Here is an 11,523-nt window from a genome sequence, read left to right as displayed (position 1 = left end):
TGCGGTAGAACAGGGGGGCATTGCGTGTGTCGACGCAATGGCTACCCCAATGGATTTGAAAGGAGCCCACCATGCTAATCCGGTCCCTGACCCTCGCCACTCTGCTTGTCGCTGCCGGCACGGCCCTGGCCGCCGACGGCGACAGCCCGCTGGCGCAGGAGCGCGGCAAGACGCGTCCCTTGATCATCATCGCTCCCAGCACGGTCGACCCGACGCTCGTCAGTATCAAGAAGGCCTTGGACGAACCCGCCAACCGTGAAGCGTTCGCGCAGCGCAACATGGTGCTGTTCACCGTGGTCAACACTATTGGTGAGCGCAACGGCAAAACGATGGACGCACAGTCGACCATGGCCCTGATTCGTGAGCTGAAACTGGGCGCCGGTGCGCAGACCAAAGTCATTCTGGTGGGCAAGGACGGCGAGAAGAAGATCGAGAAATCCGGGGCAGTCGATCCCAAGGAGATTTTCGCCACCATCGACCAGATGCCGATGCGTGAACAGGAAGCGGCCGTTGCGCCACCTGAGCCTGAGGCCAGGCCGGCACCTGCCGAAAAGGCCGCCAAGCCCGGTAAGGCGGCACCGGCGGGCAAGACGCTGGACGACTGATCACGCAAGTATGGCGCGCAGACGTGGCAGTCACTCGCCGCGTATGTACTGCTCCAGCTGCTGGATCAGGCTGGCCTGTTCGTTGATGGCCTCTTTGACCAGGTCACCGATGGACAGCAGGCCCAGCAGCTCGCCATTTTCCACGACCGGCAGATGGCGCAAGTGGCTGTCGGTCATTATTCCCATGCACGCTTCGACGGTCTGCTGCGGATTGACGGTAATCACCTTGCTGCTCATGATCGCGCTGACCGGAGTGCCGACCGACGAGCGTCCCATCAAGACCATCTTGCGCGCATAGTCTCGTTCGCTGACGACCCCGACCACCACGCCATTCTCGACCACCGGCAAGGCACCAATGTTTTTTTCGGCCATCAGCCTGAGTGCGTCGAGCACCATCTGATCCGGGCCTATAGTGTGTACTTGCTGGTTCTGTTCGGCTTTCAATTTCAATAACTGGGCGACGGTTTTCATGGCGCTCTCCGGGGTGAGAATGACCCTGTGTCTGGGCACAGTGTTGTTTGTGACAGAATCGTGCAGACCGTGCGATCCGGCAAGTGGCAAAACGACTTCAAACCGTCTATAACCCGACGGTCAGTTTTCCGACTGGCGGGTCTGAGCCTGAATGACCTCCAGGAACGCGGGCAGGGGCATAGGCCGGTTCAGGTAGTAGCCTTGCGCTTCGTCGCAGGCCAGTGACCGCAGGCGCGCCAGTTGCCGTTCGGTTTCGACGCCTTCCGCAGTGATGGTCATCGACAGGCTGCGCCCGAGTTGGATGATCGCCTGAACGATCGACAGGCTTTGGGTGTTGGCGTCTATTTCGTTGATGAAGCTGCGGTCGATCTTCAGCGCATCGAATGGAAACATTCTCAGGTAACTCAGCGATGAGTAGCCAGTGCCGAAATCATCCATCGACAACCTGACGCCCAGCGCCTTGAGGTCATTCATCAGCTTCAAAGCCGCGTGAGCGTCGTGGATCATCACCCGCTCGGTGACCTCCAGTTCCAGCCGATGGCTGGGCAGACCGGTCGTCATCAGAACCTGACGGACTCGCTCTACCAGGCCGGGAATACGGAACTCCACGGCAGAAATGTTCACCGACACGCGCAAGGCGTCGTCCCAGTCGGCCGCATCGCTGCAGGCGCGGTGCAGCACCCAGTCGCTCAAGGACAGAATCAGGCCATTTTCCTCGGCCAGGCCGATGAACTGGTCGGGCATGCACAAACCCAACGTCGGGTGCGCCCAGCGGATCAGCGCTTCGGCGCCGGAGAGTCTGCCGTCGTGGACGCTGTAGCGCGGCTGGTAGTGCAGGGTGAATTCGTCGTTCCTGACCGCCACACGCAGGCTTTTTTCCATGTCGCGCAGCTCGGTGATGCGCGTGGTCATGACTTTCTCGTAAAAACGCCAGGTGTTGCGCCCCTCTTTTTTCGCCTGATACAGCGCCAGATCGGAAAACCGGATCAGGTCCTGACTGGTCTCGGCATGCAAGGGGCAGAGCGCAACGCCGATGCTCAGGCCGATGAACACGTCCTGATTGTTGACAGTAAAAGGTCGTTGAACATGCCGAATCAGGCGTTCGCACAAATGCTCGACGTCTTCCATACTGGCCAGACGGGTGCTTACCATCAGGAACTCGTCGCCGCCTTGCCTGGCCAGCAGGCCGTCGGCTGGCAGGCAGAACGCCAGGCGCTCCGCGACCTCACGCAATACGCCGTCACCGACGCTGTGCCCGAATACATCGTTGACCGGCTTGAAGCTGTCCAGGTCCAGATTCAGCATGGTCAGGGAAAAGCCCGGCTCAAAACGGTTTTCCAGCGTGCGGTTCAGAAATGCCTGCATCTGCGTGCGATTGGGCAGCCCCGTCAGTGCGTCGTGCTGGGACAGATGGAACAGGCGCGACTGGTTGTCCACTTCCTGGGTGATATCCGAAGCAATGCCCAGATAGCCGACCACGCGGTCGTCGCGCACGATGGGTCTTACGGCAATGTTGCTGGTCCGTTCCGCGCCTTGCAGCGAGTAGTGGGTACAGCGCAGCAATGCGCGCTCATCCACCGCTCGGTCATGGCGCACCCAGTCACTGAGTGCCTGAGTCTGGCAGTTCAGCAATTGATCCAGGTAGCGTCCGATCCAGGGGTGTGCCGCATGGCCGGTCACGCGAGTGAAACGTTCCGACAGGTAGGTGATGCGTAACTCGGCATCGGTTTCCCAGACCCAGTCCGAGGCGGTTTCGGCGACGTTGCGAAAGCGCTCTTCGCTGCTGGCCAGCGCCGCGCGGTTCTGAGTGATGAGCTCGAACTGTCGGTCCATCAGTTCGGCAGTCCTGATGGTCTTGCGGGTCACGCGTCTGGCGACGAAACCCAGCGTGATCAGAAAAACCAGCAGCACCGGCAGTAGTCCACGGATCAGTTTTTTACCCGGTTTCTCCGGATCCCAGCGCAAGAGCAGACCCGGTTCTGTCTCGACCGAGGGAAACTGGCTGGCATCATCGGGGTCGGTAGCAGTACGCAAGCCGTGTATGCCGTACAACGTGCCCATCTGCTTCAGTTTTTCAGGCGTGAAGCGGTAGGCCAACACCATCACTGACTGAACGGAATCGGTCTGTTGCACTTGCTCATCACCACCGGTGGTGAGCGGCGCGGCGATCAGCAGTACCGGCACATGATCGACCTTGCGGATCTGGGTAAAGACTTCATCACTGTCAGTGCGCTCGCGGGCCTGCATGATGAGCTGATCCTGGCTACCGTCCAGCCAGTCCGTCAGTTGCAGCGAGACCAGTTCGCCGCTGTCCACGGCGTAAGAAGTCCGGTCACGACCGTCGACGACAAAGATGCCTTCGAACCCGAAATCGGTATACAGCGAAGCGCCCAGATTATTGCGCTGATACGCCCACTCCGGGTCGACCTGGATGTGCAGATGCTTGTAAGCGTCGCCCCAGTAGGCGTTGTCCTTGAACGTCGCAATCAGTGCCTTTTCGCGTGATTGCCAGACTTTTTCGACCAGCCGCTGACTCTGCAGCGCGGCATTGTGATTGAGTTGATAGGCGATGTAGAACAGGGCAATGAGTGTGACGAGCGACAGCACGCCCAGCAGGCCGACCATGGTCATGAGCGTGCGGCGTGCCAGAAATGTGTTGCCTGCGGTGGCTCTTGGCACAGAGTCGGGCAAGTCGAGCGATTTCATTGCTGCTGTTCCACGGTCAATAGCGTCGACACGACGGGGCGAAGGCATTGGCTGTCTTGAGCAGACAGACAGGCCTCACCCGCCCGGACATGTGTGCTCGGTCTGACGGTCAGTCCATGGTCAGGTACTTGTATCGGGCTATCGGCGGCGGCAATTGTTTCTTGAACCGACCGTCAGGCGCGCCTTTGCCGCCATAGCCACGTAGAATCAGGCTCCGAATGGTCTGATCGAGGTTGCAACGTTGGATTTACAGCAGGGCTTCATCCTGAGTCGGCACTGGCAGGACACGCCGGCCGGGACTGAAGTCGATTTCTGGTTGGCGACCGACGACGGCCCGCGTCATATCCGTCTGCCATGTCAGCCCTCGGTCGCATTCATTCCCGCCGAACAGCAGGAGCGCGCCCGCTCGCTTTTGCGGGCCGAGCGTGGCGTTGAATTGCGGCCGCTGCAACTGAGTGATTTCCGTCATCGGCCGGTGCTGGGTGTGTACTGCCAGCAGCACCGGCAATTGATGAACATCGAAAAACTGCTGCGCAAGGGCAACGTCGACGTTTACGAGGCCGACATCCGTCCGCCGGAGCGCTACCTGATGGAGCGTTTCATCACCGCACCCGTCCAGTTCAGCGGTACGGCGAATGATGAAGGCGTGCTCTGCAACGCTCAGATCAGGCCGGATGCAGATTACCGCCCTCGATTGAAACTGGTGTCGCTGGACATCGAAACCACCGCGCGTGGCGAGCTGTACTCAATCGCACTGGAAGGCTGCGGCCAGCGCCATGTCTACATGCTGGGCCCGGCCAACGGTGCTGACGAAACGCTGGATTTTCAGCTCGAATATTGTGACACCCGCGCACAGTTGCTGGAGCGTCTCAACGATTGGCTGGCCCTGTACGACCCTGACGCGATCATCGGCTGGAATGTGGTGCAGTTCGACCTGCGCGTTCTGCATGAGCATGCGCAACGCCTGAACGTGCCGCTCAAGCTGGGTCGTGGTGGAGAGTCCATGGGCTGGCGCGAACATGGCAGCCGCAACAATCATTTCTTTGCCGACATCAGCGGGCGATTGGTTATCGATGGCATCGAAGCATTGCGTTCGGCGACCTGGAGCTTTCCGTCGTTCAGCCTGGAGTACGTCGCGCAGACCTTGCTGGGTGAAGGCAAGGCCATCGACACGCCTTATCAGCGCATGGACGAAATCAACCGCATGTTCGCCGAAGACAAACCCGCGCTGGCGCGTTACAACATCAAGGATTGTGAGCTGGTCACGCGGATCTTTGCCAAGACGCAGTTACTGACGTTCCTGCTGGAGCGGGCCACGGTAACCGGGCTGCCCGCCGACCGCAGCGGCGGCTCGGTGGCTGCGTTCTGTCATTTGTACATTCCGCTGATGCATCGCCAGGGCTTCGTCGCGCCCAATCTGGGCGAGCGCCTGCCTGAAGCCAGTCCGGGCGGTTTTGTCATGGACTCGCAGCCGGGTCTGTATGAGTCGGTGCTGGTCCTGGACTACAAGAGCCTGTACCCGTCGATCATTCGCACGTTTCTCATTGACCCGGTCGGGCTGATCGAGGGCCTGCGTCATCCAGACGACAGCGAGTCGGTGCCAGGCTTTCGCGGCGCACGGTTTTCCCGCACCCGGCACAGCCTGCCGGCCATCGTCGAGCGGGTCTGGCAGGGGCGCGAAACCGCCAAGCGCGAGCAGAATGCGCCGCTGTCCCAAGCCCTGAAGATCATCATGAACGCGTTTTACGGCGTGCTCGGCTCCAGCGGTTGCCGGTTTTTCGACCCACGGCTGGCCTCATCGATCACCCTGCGCGGGCATGAAATCATGCTCAAGACCCGCGAGTTGATAGAGGCGCAGGGTTACACGGTGATTTACGGCGACACTGATTCGACGTTCGTCTGGCTGGGCCGTCCTCACGGTCAGGAAGAGGCGGCCAGCATTGGCAAGGCGATGGTGCAACAGGTCAATCAATGGTGGCGTGAGCATTTGCAGCGTACGTACAGCCTGGACAGTGCGCTGGAGTTGCAATACGAAACCCATTTCAAGCGCTTTCTGATGCCGACGGTACGTGGCGCGGAGGAGGGCAGCAAGAAGCGTTACGCCGGTCTGGTCACGCGCGCCGACGGCAGTGAAGAGATGGTCTACAAGGGGCTGGAAACCGTGCGCACCGACTGGTCGCCGCTGGCTCAGCAGTTTCAGCAGGAGCTTTACCTGCGCATCTTCAAGCGTCAGCCGTATCAGGACTATGTACGCGACTACGTTCGCCGCACAATCGCGGGCGATCTGGATGACCTGCTGATCTATCGCAAGCGGCTGCGTCGCAAGCTGGACGATTATCAGCGCAACGTGCCGCCGCATGTGCGCGCTGCGCGCATTGCCGATGACTACAACGACCGGCAGGGTCGCCCGCGCCAGTATCAGAGCGGCGGCTGGATCAGCTACGTGATGACCGTCGCAGGCCCCGAGCCATTGGAAATCCGCACGGCTCCCATTGATTACGACCACTATGTAACCCGCCAGCTGCAACCCTTGGCCGATGCGATCCTGCCATTCGTAGACGATGATTTCAGTACGCTGATTGGCGGACAATTGGGGCTTTTCTGACCCATCACCCGTATCGCGTTGCCAGCAGGCGGTACTCTGCGCACCGGTTACGATTCAACGTTTTAAGGATTCAGCGTGAGCAGAGAACAACTGGAACGGCAGCAGATTCCGATCTATTTCATTGCAGTGCTGACGGCGGCCGTCGGCGCGATTTTCGCACCAGTAGCCTCTCAGATGCTGGCCGGATGGGTGACACCTGCGATTGCCGTGCTCATGTATGCGATGTTTCTGCAAATTCCGTTTCTCGAGGTGCGCCAAGGGCTTGGCGACAGACGTTTCATGGTCGCGCTGCTGATCGCCAACTTCATTGTCATCCCGTTGCTGGTCTGGCTGCTGACCAGAGGTTTGACCGAACACCTGGCGATTCTGGTCGGGGCTCTGCTGGTGCTGCTCACGCCGTGTATCGATTACGTAGTGGTTTTCACTCATCTGGGCAAAGGTGATTCCAGGCTAACGCTGGCGGCGACGCCGCTGCTGCTTGTGCTTCAATTGCTGTTGCTGCCGTTGTATCTGGCCTTGATGCTGGGCAGTGAGTCATCGGTAGTGATCTCGTTGCGCCCCTTCGTCGAGGCGTTTGTGCTGTTGATTGCCTTGCCTCTGGTGCTCGCGGTGCTGACTGCCGCCGGTTGCAAACGCTCAGCCGTCATGCAGCGCTGGAACGCGGCATGGGCCTGGATGCCAGTTCCAGCCATGGCGGCGGTTCTGGTCGTGGTGATTGGTTCGCAGATCCCGACGCTGGTGAACAGCCTGGAGCGTTTGCTGCCGGTGATCCCCGTGTACCTGGGGTTCGCGCTGCTCGCGCCGCTGGCCGGTGCTCTGGTCGCACGGGCGTTCAGGCTGACCGCCATGACCGCCAGATCGGTGGCGTTCAGCACTTCGACACGCAACTCGCTGGTGGTGCTGCCGCTGGCGCTCGCACTGCCTGAGGGGATCAGAGAACTGGCGGCTGCAGCGGTCATCACCCAGACACTGGTCGAGTTGGTGAGCGAATTGATCTATATCCGTGCGATTCCGGCCTTGATCCGCGATACGCGGCCGGTCGAGGTCGCCGGTTAACGCTTAGCGGGATAGCGTCAGCTGTTCGGCCAGCAGCGGCAGCAGCTCTTCGCAGGAGGCCTCGATCTTCTGCTCCAGCAAATCGTCAGCGCGTGTCTTGCCGTGGTTGATCGCTATGATGGGTTTGCCCTGTTCGGCCATCGCCTTGCACAGGCGAAACGCCGACCAGGCCATCAGCGAAGTGCCCACCACCAGCAGGCCCTCGGCGCGCTCCACACTGGACGTGGCTTTCGCGGCCGTGGGCGGGGCGACGTTCTCGCCGAAGAACACCACGTCCGGCTTGAGCCGGTCGCCTTGGCAGTGAGGGCAATGTGGCACCTTGAAGCCTGCCTCGAAGGCCGGGTCCAGCAGCGTGTCGCCATCGGGCGCCTGCGTAGCATGAACGCCCAACAGGTAAGCATTCTGCTTCAGCAGCACGTCCTGAATCGCCGTGCGATCATGGCGCTGATGACACTCCAGGCACAGCACCCGGTGTAGACTGCCATGCAGTTCGACGACATCATGGCTACCAGCCTGACTGTGCAGCGCGTCGACGTTCTGGGTGATCAGCCCGCTAATGGCTTCGTGGTTCTGCAAGCGGGCCAATGCCTGGTGCGCAGCGTTGGGCTGCGCTGCACGAATTCTTGGCCAGCCGAGCATGGCCCGCGCCCAGTAGCGCCGGCGTGCCTCGGGGTTGCCGACGAACTCCTGATACATCATCGGTTGCTTGCCGCGTCGCACGCCTTCCTTGTCGCGATAATCGGGAATTCCGGACGCTGTGCTGATACCAGCCCCGGTGACCACCAAAAACGAGCGCTCAACCATACTTCGGGCCAGAGAATCGAGCTGTTCGCGGGTAGGTCTGTCCAGCATTTCAAACCTCGGCGGGTTGGCAGGTCATGAGCGTGACATTACCATCAAATGCCCACGCTGCATGATCGGTGCTGCGGTTCATACAGTTGTTCTGGCGGTCGATTACATGCGACCTTTGCGTATTGATAAATGACAAGGAAGCCGCGCATGCGCTCATTCGATTTCAAACAGGTCGATGTTTTCAGTGATCAGCCGTTGCTTGGCAATCCATTGGCCGTGGTACTGGGTGCCGATGGCCTGAGCGACGAGCAGATGGCAGCCTTTGCACGCTGGACCAATCTGAGCGAAACCACCTTCCTGCTTAAGCCTGCCGACCCTCAAGCCGATTATCGTGTGCGTATTTTCACTACGCTTACGGAATTGCCGTTCGCCGGTCATCCGACGCTTGGCAGCTGTCATGCCTGGCTCGAGAGCGGTGGCAGGGCGCGGGGCGAGGAAATCATTCAGGAGTGCGGTATCGGTCTGGTCAGGATTCGTCGGGATGGGCAGCAGTTGGCTTTTACCGCGCCGCCCTTGTTGCGCTCCGGCCCGGTGGACGCCGATCTGGTCGAGCAGGTGCGCCACGGACTCGGACTGGGTCCGGGGGCGATTCTGGACGCACGCTGGGCCGACAATGGCCCTGGCTGGCTGGTGGTCAGATTGAGCGACCGCGCCAGCGTGCTTGCGCTGGAGCCGGACGTCACAAAACTGGAAGGGTTGAAGATCGGCGTATTCGCGCTCTGGAACCCGGCAGTGGATGGCGATGAGGCCCAGCTTGAAGTGCGAGCCTTTGTCCCGGGAGACGGGATGCTCGAAGATCCGGTGACCGGCAGCCTGAATGCCGGTATCGCGTTGTGGGTATTGGAAGAAGGACTGACTGCAGACAGCTATGTCGCCAGTCAGGGCGCGGCCATAGGGCGCAAGGGCAGGGTGCAGGTCAATCGCGTGGGTGATGACGTGTGGGTTGGCGGTTCGACGGTGACCTGCATCGACGGGCGCGTTTCGCTCTGACCGGCTGCAGCAGTGCGGATCGTCGCGCAGCCAGTCTTCCTTGGTTAGCGAACCTCCACGGGCAGGACGGGTTGCGCCAGCGAAATCAGTCTCTATGCGCAATCTTCTTGCCGCGTCGGGTGGCGATGTCGTTGGCCTGACCGTCGCGCTGTTTGCCGGTACGGGCTTGAGTGATCAGCGCCGGAATCAACGGACCCTCGGGCAGGTTTTTCCAGAACCTGGACGGGAAATGGCCTTCCATGACCTTGGGGTTCAGGCGCGCCGGGTTGAAGATATGGCTGTAATAGGTCAGCCAAAGCTCGCCATGCGGGTCATCGACCTGACGCGCCATGGTCTGCCAGGCCTCGGGGCAGCGACGTTCATGAAACAGCTGCTTGCCGTCGAAATACACACCGTCCTGCGGCGTGGCAATCATCCAGCGATGCTGGCCCATGCGGCCGATGAAGTGCTCGCTGGCCGAGCGCAGGATGTCGTGAGCCGGTTCATGCCATGCCACGTATTCCGGGCGCATGAGTTCGTCACTCTGCCCGGCGGCGGGCAGCGCCACGAAGCGCAAAAAGGCATGCAGGTGATGCGCTTCACGGCTGATGGACTTGAGTCGTCGATGCAGCTCGCTTCCCAACTTGTCGCCCGCCATCATTGCCGTGCGGTCGCCGTGGCTGACGCGCCACAGCACCTCGTACAACAGGCTCCAGCGCTGCTCGCCGCGGTAGCGAGACGCGCTCTCCAGCAGGTGCAGCAATTCCAGCGGCACCCGTGCCTGAAACGGGCCTTGCGCCTTTGGACATTCTTCGTCGCTGCCGAACAGATCGGCGGCGTCTGGCGACTTCCAGCTGACCCGGCTGGGGTCGATCCCGTGGCTCAGTAGCCAGCGTGCCTGTTGCCGCCACGTGTCGAACAGGTCATCACAATCGAGACAGATCATCCCCACAGTCCCATTTGCTGAGGTTGCGGGCGGTCACGCAACTGATGATGCAGGAACTCGCTGGTGGTCTCGGCCTGAGGCGGATGGTAGTCGCTGGTGATGATGAACGGTTTGGCTTTGGCCAGCACGCAACGCATGCGGGTCAGGTCCTCATAGCGGATACGCCGTTGGCGGCGCAGTTCGACCAGTCGTTGGGTGGTGCGGATGCCAATACCCGGCACGCGTGCAATCAATGCCGGATCGGCGTTGTTCAGGTCCAGCGGAAATACCTGGCGGTTGCCCAGTGCCCAGGCGAGTTTCGGATCGATGTCCAGTGCCAGATCGCCGGGGCCGTCGAGCAGTTCACCGGCGGTGAAGCCGTAGCCACGCAGCAGAAAATCCGCCTGATACAGCCGGTGTTCGCGCATCAGCGGTGGCGCGGCCAGCGGAACGCTGTTCGGGCTGTTGGGGATCGGGCTGAATGCCGAGTAATAGACCCGGCGCAGCTTGAAGTTGCTGTACAGCGACTGGGCGCTGTGCAGGATGGTGCTGTCGTCGGTGGTGTCGGCGCCGACGATCATTTGCGTGCTTTGCCCGGCGGGCGCGAACTTTGGTGCGCGGGGTTCGTTGCGCACGGTCTGCTCGCCGGTGTAAATGGTCTGCATCGAACGCTTGATCGACGCCACGTCCTTTTCCGGCGCCAGCGTCTGCAGGCTCAGGTCGGTGGGCAGTTCGATGTTCACGCTCAAGCGGTCGGCATAACGGCCCGCCTGGGCGATCAGCGCGGGGTCCGCGTCAGGGATGGTCTTGAGGTGGATGTAACCGCGAAATTCGTGCACCTCGCGCAGCAGGCGGGCGACCTCGACCAATTGCTCCATGGTGTAGTCCGCAGAACGAATGATGCCGGAACTCAGGAACAGACCGCTGACGCAGTTGCGGCGGTAGAAATCCAGGGTCAGGGTAACGACTTCTTCAGGCGTGAAGCGGGCGCGCGGTACATCGCTGGAACGGCGATTGACGCAGTACTGGCAGTCGTACAAACAGAAGTTGGTCAGCAGAATCTTCAGCAGGGAAACGCAACGCCCATCGGGCGTATAGCTGTGGCAAATGCCCATGCCATTGGTCGACCCCAGGCCGGACTTGTCCTGCGAGCTGCGCTTGGGTGCTCCGCTGCTTGCGCATGACGCATCGTACTTGGCGGCGTCCGCCAGAATGCTGAGCTTGTCGATGAGCTGCATGGAATTCCCCGTTACTGTTTGCATGTACAGTATCGGGTTGTCCCTGAAGACTCAAGCAAGGCGCAAGGAAGCTGACCGAAGGTCAAGCATGAACGG

At 60.8% G+C, this 11,523-nt stretch carries 9 protein-coding genes; 4 read left to right on the top strand and 5 right to left on the bottom strand.

The annotated features are described in order from the left end of the window. Positions 1–71: 71 nt before the first annotated feature. Positions 72–605: a DUF4174 domain-containing protein gene (locus BZK31_RS01125; RefSeq protein WP_083180913.1), complete on the top strand. Its 534-nt coding sequence runs from the start codon at positions 72–74 to the stop codon at positions 603–605. 30 nt (positions 606–635) lie between these two features. Here BZK31_RS01125 and BZK31_RS01120 read toward each other — a convergent pair whose 3' ends face one another. Continuing rightward, positions 636–1,076: a CBS domain-containing protein gene (locus BZK31_RS01120; RefSeq protein WP_083180912.1), complete on the bottom strand. Its 441-nt coding sequence runs from the start codon at positions 1,074–1,076 to the stop codon at positions 636–638. A 120-nt stretch (positions 1,077–1,196) separates the two neighbouring features. Beyond that, positions 1,197–3,782: a bifunctional diguanylate cyclase/phosphodiesterase gene (locus tag BZK31_RS01115; RefSeq protein ID WP_083180911.1), complete on the bottom strand. Its 2,586-nt coding sequence runs from the start codon at positions 3,780–3,782 to the stop codon at positions 1,197–1,199. Between the two features lie 241 nt (positions 3,783–4,023). On the opposite strand from BZK31_RS01115, the gene BZK31_RS01110 reads away from it, so the two are divergent. Then, positions 4,024–6,387, top strand: coding sequence for a DNA polymerase II (locus BZK31_RS01110; protein WP_083180910.1), 2,364 nt, complete (start codon positions 4,024–4,026; stop codon positions 6,385–6,387). 75 nt (positions 6,388–6,462) lie between these two features. Then, the gene (locus BZK31_RS01105; RefSeq protein WP_083180909.1) at positions 6,463–7,443 is read left to right on the top strand and encodes an arsenic resistance protein; all 981 of its coding nucleotides are present in this window, start codon (positions 6,463–6,465) and stop codon (positions 7,441–7,443) included. Positions 7,444–7,446: 3 nt separating this feature from the next. Here the strand turns inward: BZK31_RS01105 and BZK31_RS01100 are convergent, their stop codons facing one another. Further along, positions 7,447–8,295, bottom strand: coding sequence for an NAD-dependent protein deacetylase (locus BZK31_RS01100; protein ID WP_083180908.1), 849 nt, complete (start codon positions 8,293–8,295; stop codon positions 7,447–7,449). Positions 8,296–8,442: 147 nt separating this feature from the next. Here BZK31_RS01100 and BZK31_RS01095 point away from each other — a divergent pair, with 147 nt between their 5' ends. Then, positions 8,443–9,285 carry a PhzF family phenazine biosynthesis protein gene (locus BZK31_RS01095; RefSeq protein ID WP_083180907.1) on the top strand — a complete coding sequence of 281 codons (843 nt, stop codon included), beginning with the start codon at positions 8,443–8,445 and terminating at the stop codon, positions 9,283–9,285. Between the two features lie 85 nt (positions 9,286–9,370). Here the strand turns inward: BZK31_RS01095 and BZK31_RS01090 are convergent, their stop codons facing one another. Further along, the gene (locus tag BZK31_RS01090) at positions 9,371–10,210 is read right to left on the bottom strand and encodes a TIGR03915 family putative DNA repair protein (protein WP_083180906.1); all 840 of its coding nucleotides are present in this window, start codon (positions 10,208–10,210) and stop codon (positions 9,371–9,373) included. Then, a complete protein-coding gene (locus BZK31_RS01085; protein ID WP_083180905.1) occupies positions 10,207–11,427 on the bottom strand; it encodes a putative DNA modification/repair radical SAM protein in 1,221 nt (406 codons plus the stop codon). Before BZK31_RS01085 ends, BZK31_RS01090 begins: the two co-directional genes overlap by 4 nt. Between the last annotated feature and the right edge of the window lie 96 nt (positions 11,428–11,523).

The sequence above is a fragment of the Pseudomonas floridensis genome, from assembly GCF_002087235.1.
Taxonomy (GTDB): Bacteria; Pseudomonadota; Gammaproteobacteria; order Pseudomonadales; family Pseudomonadaceae; genus Aquipseudomonas; species Aquipseudomonas floridensis.
This window is presented reverse-complemented; position numbering and strand designations above follow the sequence as displayed.

Coding starts and splice junctions, on each gene's coding strand:
- BZK31_RS01125 (WP_083180913.1), top strand. CDS start 72: ATGCTAATCCGGTCCCTGACCCTCGCCACTCTGCTTGTCGCTGCCGGC.
- BZK31_RS01120 (WP_083180912.1), bottom strand. CDS start 1,076: ATGAAAACCGTCGCCCAGTTATTGAAATTGAAAGCCGAACAGAACCAG.
- BZK31_RS01115 (WP_083180911.1), bottom strand. CDS start 3,782: ATGAAATCGCTCGACTTGCCCGACTCTGTGCCAAGAGCCACCGCAGGC.
- BZK31_RS01100 (WP_083180908.1), bottom strand. CDS start 8,295: ATGCTGGACAGACCTACCCGCGAACAGCTCGATTCTCTGGCCCGAAGT.
- BZK31_RS01095 (WP_083180907.1), top strand. CDS start 8,443: ATGCGCTCATTCGATTTCAAACAGGTCGATGTTTTCAGTGATCAGCCG.
- BZK31_RS01090 (WP_083180906.1), bottom strand. CDS start 10,210: ATGATCTGTCTCGATTGTGATGACCTGTTCGACACGTGGCGGCAACAG.
- BZK31_RS01085 (WP_083180905.1), bottom strand. CDS start 11,427: ATGCAGCTCATCGACAAGCTCAGCATTCTGGCGGACGCCGCCAAGTAC.